The sequence below is a fragment of the Streptomyces sp. NBC_01803 genome (assembly GCF_035917415.1).
Classification (GTDB): domain Bacteria; phylum Actinomycetota; class Actinomycetes; order Streptomycetales; family Streptomycetaceae; genus Streptomyces.
This window is the reverse complement of sequence record NZ_CP109073.1, coordinates 5,691,717-5,707,156: the sequence shown is the minus strand read 5'-3', so window position 1 is coordinate 5,707,156 and position 15,440 is coordinate 5,691,717. Positions and strand designations below refer to the sequence as shown.

Below are 15,440 nucleotides of genomic sequence, written 5' to 3'. Positions count from 1 at the left end.
GTCGGGCTCAGGGACCGACAGGGCCGAACGGCCCCGAGGGGAGTCCCGGGCGGCCCACCGGTGGGGGCCTGTGGCCCCTGCCGTGGACGCCCGGCCCGGCGGGATGCTGACACCACGTCAACGACTCAAGGAGGCAGCCCCCATGTTCCCGACCGTCACTGTGGGTCTGGATGGTTCATTGGAGAGTCTCGCCGCCGCCGGATGGGCGGCAGGCGAGGCGCGGCGCCGCGGGCTGCCGCTGCGGCTGGTACATGTGTGGGAGGGCGGCGCCCACTGCGCGCTGCCTTCGGTGGACGAGCGGACCTTCCGGTACTGGGCGGAGCGGATACCGCGTGAGGCGGCCGAGGATCTGCGCGGACGGTTCCCGGGAGTGGACATCTCCTACGAGCAGCTCACCGGTGCCCCGGCGCGGGTGCTGACCGAGGAGACGGCGGAGGAAACCGGGTTGCTGGTGCTCGGCACCCGGGGGCTGGGCGGCCTCACCGGCTTCCTGCTCGGCTCCGTGGCACAGTCCGCCATCGCCCAGGCCCACGGCCCCGTCGCGCTGGTCAGGCCCGGAACCGACGAGAAGGCCGCCCCGCCGCCCACGACCGACGTCGTGCTCGGGCTGGACGTAGCGGACTCACCCGACGCCCTGATCGACTACGCCTTCGACACCGCCGCCCTGCGCGGCGCCCGGCTGCGGGTGGTCCACGCCTGGCAGGTGCCGCCGGTGTACGGGTTCTCGGCGGCCACCGTGGAGCCCGGCATCGCGGCGGTCTTCGCCGAGGACGTGGCCAGGGAACTGGCGGACGCGCTGCGCCCCTGGCGGGCGAAGTATCCGGGTGTGGAGGTGCTGGAGCAGCCGGTGATGGGGCGGCCGGGCCGGGAACTGGCGAAGTCCGCGTACGACTCGGCGCTGCTGATCGTCGGCCGCCGGGCCCGTCGGGCGCGCACCGGCTCGCACATCGGGCCGGTCACCCACGCGGTGATGCACCACGCGATCGCACCCGTGATCGTCGTCCCCCACGAGTGACGCGCCCCCCGGCCGCCCGCCGGCTCAGGAGAGGCCGGCGGGCGGCACCAGCGTGTTCTCCCCGGTGCGGCCGGTGAGGTAGTCCGCGACGTTCCGCGCGGTCGCCTCGACGATCTGACCGACGGCGTCCCGCGTGAAGTACGCCTGGTGCGAGCTGACCAGCACGTTGCGGAAGGTCATCAGACGGGCGAGGACGTCGTCGGTCATCACGTCCAGCGAGTGATCGAAGAAGAAGACACCGGCCTCCTCCTCGTAGACGTCCAGACCCACACCGTCCAGCCGGCCCGCCCGCAACGTCGCCACCAGCGCCTGGGCGTCGATGAGGCCGCCCCTGCTGGTGTTGATCAGGATCGCGTCGTCCTTCATCCGGGCCAGGGCACCCGCGTCGACCAGGTGGTGGGTCTCCGGGAGGAGCGGCAGGTGCAGACTGATCAGGTCCGCCTCCGCGAACAGGCGATCGGTCCCGGCGTACTCCATGCCGAGCGCCAGACACTCCGCGCTGGGCGCGACGTCGTAGCCCAGCAGCCGCATGCCGAAGCCGGCGGCGACGCGGGCGAACGCGGTCCCGATCTTGCCGGTGCCCAGGATCCCGGCGGTCCGGCCGTGGAAATCGCGGCCCATCAGGCCGGTGAGGCGGAAGTCGAAGTCGCGCGTGCGGGTCACGGCCCGCGGCACCCGCCGGTTGGCCGCCAGGGCCAGGGCCCAGGCGAACTCGGCGACCGCGTAGGGGGAGTAGTACGACACTCTCGCCACGCCGATGCCCGCCGTCCGGGCCGCTTCCAGGTCGATGTTGTTGTAGCCGGTGGCGCGCTGGGTGATCATGCGGGTGCCACCGGCGGCGAGCCCGCGCAGCACACCGGCGTCCAGGACGTCGTTCACGCCGCTGCAGACGATCTCGTGGCCCGCGGCGGTCGTCACGGTGTCCGCGTCGAGAGTGAGGTCGAGGCAGCGCAGCCGGTGCTGTCCGTCGAACGCGGCCTGGAGCAGCGGTCGTTCGTCGGCTGTCACGCCGTAGGCGATGATGCCCGTCGGGTCCGTGTTCACGCCGGCCACCGTAGCCTCACTTCGCGGGCGGTGGGGTGACCTTGCTGACCAGCACGGCTGCCTGGACGCGGCGTTCGACGCCGAGCTTGGCCAGCAGCCGTGAGATGTGGTTCTTCACCGTCTTCTCGGACAGGAAGAGACGCCGGCCGATCTGACGGTTGGTCAGGCCCTCGCCGATGAGGACGAGGATCTCCCGCTCGCGGGGCGACAGCGAGGCCAGGGCCGCGTCCTCCGGTTCGGCCGGCCGCGCGTCGTCACCGCGCAGACTGCTCATCAACCGCGCGGTGGTCGCCGGGTCGAGCATCGACTGCCCGGAGGCGACGGTACGCACCGCGGCGATCAGGTCGGAGCCCTTGATCTGCTTCAGCACGTAACCCGCCGCGCCCGCCATGATGGCGTCCAGCAGCGCGTCGTCGTCGTCGAAGGAGGTCAGCATCAGGCACGCCAGCTCCGGCATGCGCGAGCGCAGCTCCCGGCAGACGGTGATGCCGTCGCCGTCGGTCAGCCGCACGTCGAGGATCGCCACATGCGGGCGCAGCGCCGGGCCACGGGCCAGGGCCTGGTCGGCCGTCGACGCCTCACCGACGACCTCGATGTCCGGCTCGGCGTCGAGCAGGTCGTGCACCCCTCGCCGGACCACCTCGTGATCGTCCAGCAGGAACACCCTGATCGGCGCCTGCGGGGAGAACTGGGGTGCGTCGCCCATGTCGTGTGTTCCTCGTGTCTCTCTCGGCCTCGTCGCCCCGATGGTCACCCACGCGACGGCCGGATGCCAGGGCCGAACGGCCCCATCGGGGCCGGTGCCGGAAGGCCGGAAGCCCCGGCGGTGGGGCCCGTCCGGCTCCAGCGCCGCGCCGTTCGGGCGTGGGACGGTCCCGTCACGGGCCACGGAACATCGTGGCGACGACCGAGGCGGGGACACGTGACATGGAGAGCACTATCCGGCTGTGGCGCTGGCGGCGCAACCCGCTCAGGCGCCGTTCCGACATCGCCGAGGCATGGCTCGGCCTGGCCACCGGCCTGGTCATCGCGGTCGGCGCCCCCTTGGCCGGCGCGGCGACCACCATCGGTACCGCCCACGTCATGCTGGCGCCCGGTGCGGATCTGAACGAGACGGCCGCCCTGGTCACCGGCTCCGCCGACGAGGCCGGCGGCGCCGGGGCGGACGCGGACACCGTCGGCTACCCGGCCCACGGCCGTGAGGTGGTGACCGTCGACTGGACGACACCCAACGGCACCACCGGGACGGGCTCCGCCTGGGCGGACGCCGACGCCGAACCCGGCGACCGCGTCACAGTGTGGCTCGACGACACCGGCGGACTCCGGGAGCCGCCCGTCGCGACGACCACCGCCTGGGCGGCCGGCGTGCTCCTGGGAGCCTCGGCCGCGGCGGGCTTCTGCCTGATGGCCGTCGCCACGCGGGCCGGATTGCAGAACCGGCTGGACACCCGCCGCACGGCCGCCTGGGAACGCGCCTGGGCCGAAGTGGCCCCGGGCTGGTCCCAGCACGCCTGACCACCGGACCGGGCCAGCCAGCCGGGGACCACCGGCCACCGGCCTGCCCACCCGGCCCCTGCCCGCACCATCCGCCCACCGACAGTATCTGAGGCGCAGTCACGCGGAAGGGAGACGGCCGCCAGCCCCCCGAGCCCCGACGGCCGCCCGCCGCGCTCGATGCCGACACCCGGAAGACAGACACGAAGAGAGGACACAGGCCATGACCCGACACCACGTCGTCGTGGGAATCGACGACACCGCCACCGCGTTCCGGGCACTCGACCGGGCGGCGGAGGAAGCGGCGCGGCGCGATGCCGTGCTGCACATCGTGTACGCCGTGCCGGACCCGGACGAGGCGAAGCCGATCCTGTCGGCCGCCCTGGCCCGCGTCTACGACCGGCATCCCGCGCTGACCGCGCTGCCGGTGCCCCTTCCCGGCTCCCCGGCGGCGGTGCTCGCCGAACGGAGCCGTGACGCCCTGCTCACCGTGGTCGGCACCCGCGGACTGGGCGGCGTGGCCGGGCATCTGCTGGGTTCGGTCGCCCGGGACCTGGCTGAGCGGACCAACGGCCCGCTGCTGATCGTGCGCGGTGATCCGCGCGAGTTGCGGCACGCCCCCGGCCACGGTGACGTGCTGCTGTGCGTCACGAGCGACGGCGACGCCGAGGCCGCGGCGGTCGCGTTCGCCGAGGCCGAACGCCTGGGCACGGGCGTGCGCGTGCGGACCACGCGCCCGGGCATGGTCCACGCCGCGCTCCAGGCGGCCCTCGGCTCCGCCCTCGTCGTCGTCGCCCTGCACCGGGACCCACGCGTCGGGTCCCACCTCGACCGCGTGGCCCAGGCCCTGCTGCACCACTCCCCCGTCCCGGTCCTGCTGGTCCCTGTGCCCGTCGCCGCCCGCGCGGACTGAACGGGCCCGCCGGTCGGGGCCGTTCGGCCCCGGCAGCCGGGACTCGCGTCCCCTGGGGCCCAAGCCCCCGCCGGCGGGACAGTGAACCCGCGAGCGGAACTCGCACCGACGAACCCCGGAAGGACGAACATCATGGCCATCCAGCGGCACTCCCCCCGGCACGGCGGCCTCCACCTCCCCGCCTGGCACAAGGCCACCGGCGCCACGGCGACCCGGTCCGCGACGAAAGCGACCACCGCGCACCTCTTCGCGTCGGTCCGCGTCCTGACCGGGTTCGTCTTCCTGTGGGCGTTCCTCGACAAGACCATCGGCTGGCAGTACAGCACTCCCTCCGGCGCGGGCTGGATCGACGGCGGGTCACCGACCGAGGGCTTCCTCAGCCACGTCGCCGTCGGCCCGATGGACGACACCTTCCGCTCCTGGGCCGGGGACGCCTGGGCTGACTGGTCGTTCATGCTCGGCCTCCTCGCCATCGGCCTCGCCCTCACCGCCGGCGTGGCCATGCGGCTGGCCGCCATGGGCGGCGTGGCGATGATGGCCCTGATGTGGGCCGCGGAATGGCCACTGGACCAGACCCTCGCGGACGGCGCACCGAGTATGTCGACCAACCCGCTCATCGACTACCACGTCGTCTACGCCGCCGTCCTCGTCGCCCTCGCGGCCGTCCACGCCGGCCGCGTCTGGGGTCTGGGAGCCCGCTGGGAACGCCTCCCCGTCGTCCGCGACACCCCCTGGCTGCGCTGACCCCCCTGCCCGTCCCCGCACCGGGCACCGCCCGCGGGCGGTGCCCGCCTCGGCACCCGAGAAGGAGCACACCATGAACCCCACCGTCGTCGCCGGCCTCGACCACACCCCCGAAAGCCGCGCCGCCGCCCTATGGGCCGCCGACGAGGCGGCCCGCCGAGACCTGCCGCTGAGGCTGGTCCACGTCCGCGAGATCGCCCCGTACACGCTTAATTCCCTCTCTGGCACCGGGGAACTCGCGCACGGCCCCGAGCACCTGCTGAAGCGGGTGGCCGACGAACTCAAGGCAGTACACCCCGGCCTGACCGTGATCACGGACGTGGTCCCCGGCCTGCCCGAAGCCGCCCTCGCGCGCTCCGCCGGTGACGCCGGCCTCCTGGTCCTCGGCTCCCGCGCCCTGGGCCCGGTGACCGGTTACCTCGTCGGCTCGATCGCCCTGGCCGTCGTCGCCCGCGCCCGGCGTCCCGTCGTCCTGGTCCGCGCCCCCGGCCACGACGGCGCGCGACACGACGACGGCGACGTCGTCCTGGGCGTGGACATCACCCACCCGTGCGACGACCTGTTCGCGTTCGCCTTCGAGGCCGCCGCCCTGCGCGGCACCATCCTGCGTGTCATCCACGGCTACGACCTGCCGTCCGTGGAGAGCTTCGCCATGGTGCCCGACCCGGACCGCTACACCGCCGTCGCCACCGCCAGGGGCCGCGCCCTCGGCGATGCCCTGCGCCCGTGGCAGCACCGGTACCCGGAGGTCAAGGTCACCGAGGACATCGTGGTCGGCGGCGCCGCCCGGCATCTGACCGAGGCCGCCACCACGGCCGCCCTGCTGGTCGTCGGCCGCCGCAGGCCCCGCACCCCGCTCGGCCCCCGCATCGGCTCCGTCACCCACACCGTGCTCCACCACGGCCTCGCCCCCGTCGCCGTCGTCCCCCACGACTGACGGTGATGACGCTCGTGGCGACGCCGCTGGCGGGTTGACCCACCGACCGACTGACGTCTCGACGGTCCGGTCGCGCTGTGTCGACCTTGCCCACCGAGGGCAAAATCTCCCTCGGCGCGGGGTCGGGGCGCCGTCGAGCCAGCGTGAGTAGAGGTGCGAGACGACAGGGTCACCCTCGGTGAAACGGGTGACGCCGGGGCCGGTCTTGGCGACGACACCGGCGGTGTCGTCGACCGGGACGAGGTTCTTGGGCATCGTATCGGGCTCGCGAAAGCCCTCGACGATGGCCTGTCGCGGTAGTTGAGGGAGACCGCGCGGACCTTGCCGAGGGATCTCGCCGGGCCGGGCCCGGGATGGGGACCTCCCAGGGGTACGTCGACACCATGGTGAGCCCCACCCGGCAGCGCGATAATAGGTGTCGTGTAATCTAATGACACGACATCGAAATCAGGAGGTCGACATGCCGTCGGCAGACCCCATCTCAAGAGTCGCCGTGATCAGTACCGGATCAGTGGCGATCCGCCCCGAACACGTGGGCCCCACCCGGAAGAACCTCTATGTGTGGCTGTTCACGTCACGCCGGTGGACCGCACCCCGGCCGATCAACGCGTACGTCATCGAGCACCGCGAGGGCGTGGTGCTCTTCGACACCGGCCAGGACCGGGCCTCCGTGACGGACGCGGACTACTTCCCGAGCGGTCTCAACGGGCTGATCTACTCCAGGCTGGCGAAGTTCGAGATCGGCCCGGCCCAGACGCTCACCGCAGGGCTCACCGGCCTGGGCTATCGCACCGACGACGTGCGGACGGCGGTGATCTCCCACCTCCACCAGGACCACATCGGCGGGCTTCCGGTGCTGGGCGGCGCGGACGTCGTCATCAGCCGGGACGAGTGGCAGGCCCTGAGCGGGCCGATGCCCGAGGCGCGCGGGTTCCTGCGGTCGCACATCGACCTGCCCGGACTGCGGTGGAACCGGATCACCCACGAACCGCTGGCGGACCCGGCACTGATGCCCTTCACCGACGGGCACGACCTCTACGGTGACGGCAGTCTCGTCCTGCTGCCCACGCCCGGCCACACACCGGGGTCCCTGTCGCTGCTCGTACGACGCCCCGGCCGGGCACCCCTGCTGCTGGTCGGCGATCTGACCTACGACGCCGAGCTGCTCTCGGCCGGCAAACTTCCCGGTGTTGGGGACAAGAGGCAGATGTCCGAGGCCGTGCACAAGGTGAACGCCCTGCGCGCCAGGCTGCCGGGTCTCGTCGTACTGGCGGCACACGACCCGGGCGCGGCGCCGAGCCTGGCAGCCGCACTCGCGGAGGAGAGGAACGCGCATGACGCGCACTGACGATTTCCTCATGGGGCATACCCGGCACGCCAGCCGCGTCATCGACGTCCCGGTCCACCGAGTGCTGGACACCCTGCTCGATCCGCTGGCGCTGCCGGCCTGGAACCCGGCGATTCGCCGCGTGCGCGGCCCGTCCGCGGCCAGGCCGGGGGCCACGTACACGATCACCCTCCGAGGGTTGCCCGGTCACCTCACCTACGACGAGACGGGCCCCCGGCGCGTCGCCATGCGCTGGCGGATGCCCGGCTTCGCGGAGGACGGCACCTGGCAGCTCCAGCCCGGAAGGCAGGGGGTGGTGGTCAGCCACGACTTCACCCATCGCGGCCCGCTCGCCTCCCTCCTGGAGCCCGCCTACCGGGAAGTGGCCGAGCTGCGGCTCGAGCGGCTCGCCCGCCGCGTCTCCGGCGCGGGGACCGACTCGACTCGGCGGGCCACGGCCTGGCCGGAAGGCTGACCCGCGACGAGTGCGCGCAGGAACGCGTTCACGGCCTCGATGTCGTGTCCGGTGGCGGCGGCGTCGATCGACCGGTAGACGTCCTTCTCGATATCGGCGATCCTCGCCGCGGTGCGCCGGCCGGCGGAGGTGAGTGTGAGCTCGACATGCCGCCGGTCCTGCGGGTCCTCGGCGCGCAGGACCAGGCCGGCGCGCACCAGGCGGTCGACGAGGCGGCTCGGGTTCGTACCCGACTCGCACACCAGCAACTCCCCCAGCCCGCTCAAGGTCAGCGGCTGCCGGCCGGCCAGCAGGCTGAGCACCTCTGCCTGGGACGGAGTCACCTCCAACGGCCGCAGCGCCCGGGCCAGCTGACGATTGCCCTCACGCTGCGCCGCGAGGATGAGGTAGCGGGCCTCTTCGACGGGCGTCATCGCTTCTGCCTGTTCCGCATCGACTGCCCTTCCCATACATGACACGTATTTAAATGATACGCCACACATCTGGGCGCGAGCCGGCCAGGACTCATAGCAGCGCTGTAGCCCGGCCCAGCTCACAGCGGGTTTCGGGGTATCGCCACGCTCATCCCAGGAGGGATCGGGATCGATTCCCTGGGTACGTGTCGTCATGGTCGCGCACACCTCCGAGCAGGTCGGCAGAGGAAAAACGGACTCGGAACTTCCGGGTTCCCCGCCCAACCGGTGGCAAGCGGTCGAGGGGCACCTCTCCGGGCCCTTTCCTACCCTTCTGCGGGGCATTCCGTTGGAAGGCCGCGTGCGATTCGTTGAGGGCACTGATCACAAGGACGCGGGCACGGACGAGTTCGGCCATCGCGTGCGGGACGCGCGCGACGGTCGCCGCTCCCCCGGTGCGCCCGGCCAGAACGAGCGCCGGGCCGCCGAGCACGTACCGGTGCCGCGGGCCCGGCCCGTTCACCGGGCGCGCGCCTCAGCTCACTGCCTGCTTCACGAGCGCACCGATCCGGGCCTCCACCTCGGCCGTCACCTCGGTCAGGGCGAAACCGGCCGCCCACATCGTGCCCTCGTCCAGCTTCGCCTGGTCGCTGAACCCGAGCGTCGCGTAGCGCGCCTTGAACTTCCCCGCGCTCTGGAAGAAGCAGACGACCTTGCCGTCCCGCGCGTAGGCGGGCATCCCATACCAGAGCTTCGGCGCGAGGACCGGGGCGCTGGCTGTGATGACGGCGTGGACGCGCTCGGCCATGATCCGGTCCGAGTCCTGCATCTGGGCGATCTTCGCGAGCACGTCCCGCTCCGCCTCCGCCGCCTTGTCCGCGCGCGAGCTGCGGCGCGCTGCCGTCCTCAGCTCTTGGGCGTGGTCCTTCATCGCGGCCCGCTCCTCGGCCGTGAATCCCTCGTACGTGTCGTTTTCGGTGCTGCTCATGCAGATCTCCCTTCGCGGATCTTCATGTGCGGGATCCCGAACGGGGACCTTATCCCGGCTCACTGACATCGGGCTCATCATCCCTCCGGCAGCTCGACGACGCGCTGAGCACAGCTCCGGGCGGCTCGCCCGGTCATACCCCCGGCACGCGCCCCCGGCGCCCCGGGCTCACTCCTCGGCGGTCCGCACCCGCCGGTCAAGTGCGAGAATCAGCTTGGGGATTGGGGGTACTGACAGGTGTCGACGGGCCTGCGGGCCACCTGGGGTGCTCTCCGAGCGCGGGGGGCCGCCCTGGGGGGCCGTCTGGAAGACCGGGCGCGCGCTCTGGCGACCCGCATCGATCCCAGCCAGCGCGAGGACAGGCTGATCACCCGGCTCCGGCTCGACCTGGCGGCCCTGGGCATCCGGCGGCCGGTCCCCGGGCGTGTGCGCGTGGCGCTCCGCCGCCGCCGTTCCCTGCAGATCGCCGCACGCGCCACCCTCGCGGCCTCGCTCGTCAACCTGGTGCTGCTGGCCGTCCTGGCCGTCGTCCTGGTGTTCTTCGTGGACACCCGTGACTACGTCGAGGAGCTCGTCACCTTCCTCAAGGACCCGGACCGAGCGTCGGCCGAGGACGACCCCGAGTTGTCGCCTCCCCGGGCCGTCCTCGCCCTGTGGGGAGCAGGAGCGGTGGGGGTGGCGCTGCTGAGTCCCTGGGCCGTCGTCGCCGGGCTCACGGAACTCCCCCCGACGCCCTCGCTCTTCAAGGATGCCCGCCGGTACGCGCTGGTGATGGAGATCGCGCACACCATATCCGCGTGCGCCCGGGCCCATGAGGCGGGCGGCGAGCGCTTCGCGGAGCGGGTGAAGGCCGTCGGCCTGCGTGTCAACGCACTCGCCGTCGGCCTGCGCGGCGCGCACCGGGCACGTGGCACGGTCCCTCGACGCTCACACCGGCACGGCGCTCTCAGGGCCCACGAACGCCAGGTGATCGGCGCCCTGCGGAAGGCGGAGGGCATGCTGGACACCGACCCCCGACAGGGACTGCGCGAGTTGGCCGAGATGCTGCTGACCATGGCCGAGCGCTACGCCGAGGGCCGGACCGGCGCCCTCCTCGACGCCGACCGGCTCACGGGAATCGACCCGGTGCCCGACCGCACCGTGCTCCGGATGATCAGCGCCGGGGTGTTGGTCACCGCCGCCGCCGTGAGCGTGACGTTCCTGGGCCTGCCCGGCGCGGCCGAGCCGTACGCGATCACCGGCCTGGGCCTGGTCGTGTTCACTGTGGTCTTCGGCCGCCAGGCTCGCCGCGCTTTCGACATCCTCGACGCCATCCGCGGCGGCCCCCCGGGTCCATGAGCACCGGGTCCGGGGCAGCCCTGTCAGCGCGGATCCAGGTGGAGAAGGAGAAGCCCGGACCGCGAAGGGCGGGCCGAGCTCCGCCGTTGTCCTTGTCGCTGACGTTCACACCGGAACGGGGTCGAATGGCCGGAGTGTGTGTTGCGCCGCCCTCAGAGCATGCCGAAGACTGGTACACGCAGGGGAATCGGGCCAGCACAGACGAATATCCGTGGGGGGTTCATGACGCGGCGCGATCTGCGCACGCTGTTCCGTTCCAACAGTCCCGATCTGTCGGCCGAGGAAGTGTTCTCCGACAGAGAGGACGAGTGGGAGGCCATCGCCCGTAGCGTAACGGCCTGTGTGGCGGGGATGAGCGACCCGGGATTCGACGTCGAGGACTTCGAGGAGCCGCGCCGTAACGTTCTGATGTTCTACGGTGTCGGTGGCATCGGCAAGACAAGCCTGTCGCACAACGCCGCGGAGAAGCTTGCGGGAGGCGAGGGGGGACCGAATCACTGGCCGCCGCTTCTCGATCTCCCCGCGCGCCTGTTGCCGGTACGGATCGACCTGTCCCGACAGGCCGGAACGGACTTCGAGACGCTGATGCTCGCGTTGCGGTTGACCGTCGCACGACTGGGACGGCCGATGCCGGCGTTCGACTTGGCCCTGCGCCGTTGGTGGGAGGCGAACCATCCCGGCCAGACGCTCGATGAGTATCTGCACGGAAGCAGGTTCCTCGGGCGTCTGTCGGACTCGATGAGCCTGTCGGCGCAGATGGAGTCCGCCCTCGCCGACCTCGCGCAGGCGTTTCTGCTGCCCGGGACGGTCGGCAACGTTGTGGGCCGGGGGCTGCGGACCATTGTGCGGGCGCTTCGAGAACACCGTCAGCAAGTACGCGCGCTGGCGCGATGCCGCAGACTGCCGGACCTGCTGGAGGCCGAGCCGGACCTGGAGACGCTCAGCTATTACGCTCACCTGCTCGCTTGGGACCTCGCCCAATTACCGGCTGAACAGGCCGCGCTGCCCGTCGTGTTACTGGATACGTTCGAGGACGTGGGCAGCCGCGCCCATCGAGAGTTGGAACGTCTGATTCAGCGGGTTGTCTGGCTGATGCCCAACGCCCTGTTCGTGATCACCGGACGGAACCGACTGCAGTGGGACGAGGGGCGTCTGGAGGGACAACTGGACTGGACAGGGCCACGTGCCTGGCCGTTCCTGGTGCCCGGGGCGACACAGGATCCTCGGCAGCACCGGGTCGGCTATCTGTCGGCCCAGGACTGCGATGAATATCTGTGCCGTCGGCTGACGCAGGACGGAGAGCCTCTGATGGGCCACTCGACCAGGCAACAGGTGATCTCGCATTCCAGGGGCTTGCCGCTGTACCTGGATCTGGCCGTCATGCGCTTCCTTGATCTGTACCAGCAGCGGGATCGGCACCCGAGCCCCGAGGAGTTCAACCTCGACTTTCCGGCACTGGTCGCCCGTACCTTCCGCGATCTGTCCTCTGAGGAACGCCAGTTGCTGCGGGGAGTGAGCCTGCTGGACTCGTTCTCCGTGGAACTCGCGACGGCAGTCGCCGGCTACGACCGGGACACTCCCGCACTGCACTTGGTCGAGCGCCCTTTCATCGACCAGGACCCCTCCGCTCCGTGGCCATATCATCTGCATGATCTCCTGCGGGATGCGATCCGTGACACCGATGCCGACAGTGAGGACCGCTGGAGTGCGGCTGACTGGAGGCGCGCAGCGCAGCGCGCGTTTGACGCACTGGGCCGGGAGTTGGCTCGGGCCGAGCCGTGCGGCGATCGCAAGGTGCTCATGGCCTGCCTACGTCAAGGCTTACGGTTGGCCCGGGACTTCCGGTTGGACCCGGACTGGCTGACGGCCGCCGCCTTCTCCTATATCGAGGACTCCGTATGGGAACCGATCGATCTGGACTTCAACCCGACACGGATCGGTAGTCCCCCCGAAGCCCTGGCCGTCGTCCTGCACACCGTTGCCAGCCGTCAACATGTCCACCGGCAGCGAACCGCCGAGGTTCTGGAGACAGTTATCGAGTCGGGCCTGCTTCCCGCGGCTGCGGACGAGCTCGCCAGGTATCACCTGGCGGAGTGCGCTCGCGATCTCGGGCACTTGGACGCATCGGCCGCCGGGATGCGGCATGTCGTCCAAGCCAACGCCCGGCTGGCCGGGCGGGCCGCCCGTGGGCTGGCTCATCTCAGCCGACGCCTCGGCCGGTTTCCCGACGTACTGGACGCCGCCAACCGCCTGGGTCCCGATGGGAGAAAACAGAGAGTATTGGGCGACCTGTGGTGGACTCAGGGCGACATCGCCGCCTCCTGCGCCGCCTATGCCGCAGGCCGTGACGAGGCCGAGGAGCAGCGGCTCTATGGTGAAGCGGCCCTTAGCCAGGCATGCCTGGCATTCGCCGCTGCCTTCCAGGATCGGCAACGAGCTCAGGAGCAGATCGACAGAGCGCGGTCGATGCTCGGTCAAGCAGACATCCGCTGGGCAACCGTGCAGGTGAGCATCGCGGAGCTGCTGCGTGACGCCGGGAATGATGGTGACGTGCAGGACCGCGCGGAGGCGGTGGTGAGAGAGGCCGAGGTCGGCGGTTTATCGTCATCCATCGCGTATGCCCGGTTCGCCCTCTGCTTTCACGCGGTAATCACTGGAGAGGTGTCCCTGATCGCGACAGCGCGTTCCCAGTTGCAGCGATGCGTACGCGGCGCGGAGTTCGCCTACCTACTCGAGCTGTCCTACTTCATGACGGGGTCGGAGCCCCCCCATCACCTGCATCGGGCCCAGTGGATCGATGGCCGGGAACGAACCGCTGACCGATGGTCAGGACTTGTCATCGGACGCCGTCGGCATATCACTCCGACGCGGTGATAATGCGGTCATGGCCTCCTACACGACGCTCGCCGACGTCGACCAGCCGCTGATCGCCGGACGATACGGCCTCGACGAGCTCCACCTCGCTCCGCTCGAGGGGGGAATGGCCAATTCCAGCTTCCTGGCGACGGCGGCACAGGGGAAGTATGTGCTGACTGTGCTGGACAATCATGATCTCGCTGGTGCCGAGCGGCTGGCAGGACTGAATACGGAACTCTGGCGGCGAAGCGTGCCGACCAGCGAAGTCGTTCCGTCCCTCGCCGGCACCCGGGTGACCGACATGCACGGTCGGCCGACTGTCCTCAAACGCTGGTTGCCGGGCAGGACCCTCGAGGAACTGCCCGTCGCACTTCTCCGGCCGGCGGGGCGGCTGCTTGCCCAGTTGCATCGGACGCGAAGCGACGGCCTTCGCCTTCCGATCGGAACCCGTCGACTGTCCGACGCTCACCTTCGAGCGATCGACACCTTCCCCGACCAGGATTTCGCCCAGTGGCTGAGACGCCACCTGAAGCGGTCTCCCCGCATGGACGGCACGCGGCGAAGGCACTGCTTCGTGCACGGCGACTTCCATGCCGACAACATCGTCGTGCGCCCTGACGGCAGCCTGGCGATTCTCGACTGGGAGACCGCGACGGTCGATGACCCTCTCCTGGACATCGGCATGGCCCTGGTCGGGCATGCCCGGGTGGGGGAAGCACTGTCACAGGAGCGAGCGGGGGAGTTCATCGTCGGATACCGCGAGGCCGGTGACCTGGAGGACGGGGACCTGCGACAACTACCCCGAGCGGTACAACATGCCGCACTGATCATCGCCTTTCATCGTTACCACCGGCACAATGTTCGGTTCCCCGATATGGCGAAGGCCCAGATGTTCAGGGAGATGATGGACATCGCCGACGTGGCCGAGCAGCTGTCGTTCACAGTCTGAGGCATCTGGTCCGCGCCGCCCATCAGACGGAAAGGGAGGGCATCCACTCCGCGCGCATTTGCTCGACGAATGGTGGCATTTCACGGTAGAGATGCTGATAAGCCGGGTCGGGATGCGTGACGTGGTGCCGCACATATCGGTGATGTGCGATGACCACTGCGGCGTAGACGGCGGCTCGATACAAGTCGCCGGAACCATACTTCGGCCTCCCAGCGGCTGCCCGGTAGCCGCGGAAGAGGAGCCGTGCGCGATCGGGGCGGAATCGTCCTTCGACGTGGCAGAGCCCGACAACGCACATACCCAGATCGATGAGGGGATCGTCCACGGAGGCAGTCTCCCAGTCAAGGATGACCAGTTCCTCACCAGCGACCACGATGTTGTCAGCGAACAGGTCGCCGTGCACAAGGACAGCCTTGGTGCCTCCCCACCTGGTGGGGTCGACCTCCGGCCACGTGGCCGACAACCAGGCGGCGAAGCCGCGGTCGCGGAAGGTCCCCCAGTGGAGACGCGCCTCGACGGGCAGTCGTCGGCCCTGGAAGGGAACAGCGGGGACACCGTCCACAGGCATGCCATGCACGACGGCGAGCGCGGCGCCGACTGCGGGAAGGAGACGTCCCGGTAGCACCTTGTGGCACCTACCCGCCACATAGGGCCTGACCATCACCGGACGCCTCTCGTGGACAGCGATGATCGCACCGTCGGAGGTAATGAGTGGGGCTGGTGTCGACACGCCCTCGCCGTTCAGGTGGCGCAAGAGGTTTCCCAAGTTCCGTGCGGAATCAGGATCGTGATTGTCGAGCACCGTCAGAACGTGAAGTCCCTGAGGTCCCCGGGTCAGGTAGCTCGAATTGGCCATTCCTCCGTCCAGGCTCTCGGCGTGGTGGACGACCAGTCCGAAAGCGGCGCACAGACGTTGGATCGTGGAGACATCGAGCTTGGTGTAATGGGCCATATTAATGGGTTCCTGG

General features: G+C 70.4%; 15 protein-coding genes. 10 read left to right on the top strand and 5 right to left on the bottom strand.

Annotated features, from left to right (window positions below):
• Nucleotides 1-142 precede the first annotated feature (142 nt).
• On the top strand, nucleotides 143-1,015 hold the full coding sequence (locus OIE51_RS26080) for a universal stress protein (RefSeq protein WP_326600323.1): 873 nt from the start codon (nucleotides 143-145) through the stop codon (nucleotides 1,013-1,015).
• Between the two features lie 24 nt (nucleotides 1,016-1,039).
• Here the strand turns inward: OIE51_RS26080 and OIE51_RS26075 are convergent, their stop codons facing one another.
• Both OIE51_RS26075 and OIE51_RS26070 read right to left on the bottom strand, forming a co-directional pair.
• Nucleotides 1,040-2,059 (bottom strand): 2-hydroxyacid dehydrogenase, encoded by a 1,020-nt coding sequence (locus tag OIE51_RS26075; protein WP_326600322.1) that lies wholly within the window; start codon nucleotides 2,057-2,059, stop codon nucleotides 1,040-1,042.
• 16 nt (nucleotides 2,060-2,075) lie between these two features.
• Nucleotides 2,076-2,765 (bottom strand): response regulator transcription factor, encoded by a 690-nt coding sequence (locus OIE51_RS26070; RefSeq protein ID WP_326600320.1) that lies wholly within the window; start codon nucleotides 2,763-2,765, stop codon nucleotides 2,076-2,078.
• Nucleotides 2,766-2,986: 221 nt separating this feature from the next.
• On the opposite strand from OIE51_RS26070, the gene OIE51_RS26065 reads away from it, so the two are divergent.
• From OIE51_RS26065 to OIE51_RS26040, 6 genes are all read left to right on the top strand, one after another.
• A complete protein-coding gene (locus tag OIE51_RS26065; protein WP_326600319.1) occupies nucleotides 2,987-3,574 on the top strand; it encodes an Rv1733c family protein in 588 nt (195 codons plus the stop codon).
• A 202-nt stretch (nucleotides 3,575-3,776) separates the two neighbouring features.
• Nucleotides 3,777-4,466 carry a universal stress protein gene (locus OIE51_RS26060; RefSeq protein ID WP_326600318.1) on the top strand — a complete coding sequence of 230 codons (690 nt, stop codon included), beginning with the start codon at nucleotides 3,777-3,779 and terminating at the stop codon, nucleotides 4,464-4,466.
• A gap of 132 nt (nucleotides 4,467-4,598) precedes the next feature.
• On the top strand, nucleotides 4,599-5,210 hold the full coding sequence (locus tag OIE51_RS26055; protein WP_326600317.1) for a hypothetical protein: 612 nt from the start codon (nucleotides 4,599-4,601) through the stop codon (nucleotides 5,208-5,210).
• A gap of 73 nt (nucleotides 5,211-5,283) precedes the next feature.
• Nucleotides 5,284-6,147: a universal stress protein gene (locus OIE51_RS26050; protein WP_326600316.1), complete on the top strand. Its 864-nt coding sequence runs from the start codon at nucleotides 5,284-5,286 to the stop codon at nucleotides 6,145-6,147.
• Between the two features lie 460 nt (nucleotides 6,148-6,607).
• Nucleotides 6,608-7,495: an N-acyl homoserine lactonase family protein gene (locus OIE51_RS26045; protein ID WP_326600314.1), complete on the top strand. Its 888-nt coding sequence runs from the start codon at nucleotides 6,608-6,610 to the stop codon at nucleotides 7,493-7,495.
• Entirely contained in the window at nucleotides 7,482-7,949 is a 468-nt protein-coding gene (locus OIE51_RS26040; RefSeq protein ID WP_326600313.1) for an SRPBCC family protein, read from the top strand. The genes OIE51_RS26045 and OIE51_RS26040 overlap by 14 nt, the downstream gene beginning before the upstream one ends.
• Here the strand turns inward: OIE51_RS26040 and OIE51_RS26035 are convergent.
• Together OIE51_RS26035 and OIE51_RS26030 are read right to left on the bottom strand one after the other, a co-directional pair.
• The gene (locus OIE51_RS26035; protein WP_326600312.1) at nucleotides 7,847-8,362 is read right to left on the bottom strand and encodes a MarR family winged helix-turn-helix transcriptional regulator; all 516 of its coding nucleotides are present in this window, start codon (nucleotides 8,360-8,362) and stop codon (nucleotides 7,847-7,849) included. The two genes, OIE51_RS26040 and OIE51_RS26035, sit on opposite strands and share 103 nt — an antisense overlap.
• A gap of 514 nt (nucleotides 8,363-8,876) precedes the next feature.
• Nucleotides 8,877-9,329 (bottom strand): iron chaperone, encoded by a 453-nt coding sequence (locus tag OIE51_RS26030; RefSeq protein WP_326600311.1) that lies wholly within the window; start codon nucleotides 9,327-9,329, stop codon nucleotides 8,877-8,879.
• A gap of 237 nt (nucleotides 9,330-9,566) precedes the next feature.
• On the opposite strand from OIE51_RS26030, the gene OIE51_RS26025 reads away from it, so the two are divergent.
• The 3 genes from OIE51_RS26025 to OIE51_RS26015 all read left to right on the top strand — a co-directional run bounded on the left by OIE51_RS26025 (nucleotide 9,567) and on the right by OIE51_RS26015 (nucleotide 14,472).
• Nucleotides 9,567-10,667, top strand: coding sequence for a hypothetical protein (locus tag OIE51_RS26025; protein WP_326600309.1), 1,101 nt, complete (start codon nucleotides 9,567-9,569; stop codon nucleotides 10,665-10,667).
• Nucleotides 10,668-10,889: 222 nt separating this feature from the next.
• Nucleotides 10,890-13,541 carry an ATP/GTP-binding protein gene (locus tag OIE51_RS26020; protein ID WP_326600308.1) on the top strand — a complete coding sequence of 884 codons (2,652 nt, stop codon included), beginning with the start codon at nucleotides 10,890-10,892 and terminating at the stop codon, nucleotides 13,539-13,541.
• Nucleotides 13,542-13,551: 10 nt separating this feature from the next.
• Nucleotides 13,552-14,472, top strand: coding sequence for a phosphotransferase (locus OIE51_RS26015; protein ID WP_326600306.1), 921 nt, complete (start codon nucleotides 13,552-13,554; stop codon nucleotides 14,470-14,472).
• Between the two features lie 22 nt (nucleotides 14,473-14,494).
• Here the strand turns inward: OIE51_RS26015 and OIE51_RS26010 are convergent, their stop codons facing one another.
• Entirely contained in the window at nucleotides 14,495-15,424 is a 930-nt protein-coding gene (locus OIE51_RS26010; RefSeq protein WP_326600305.1) for a phosphotransferase, read from the bottom strand.
• Nucleotides 15,425-15,440: the final 16 nt, after the last annotated feature.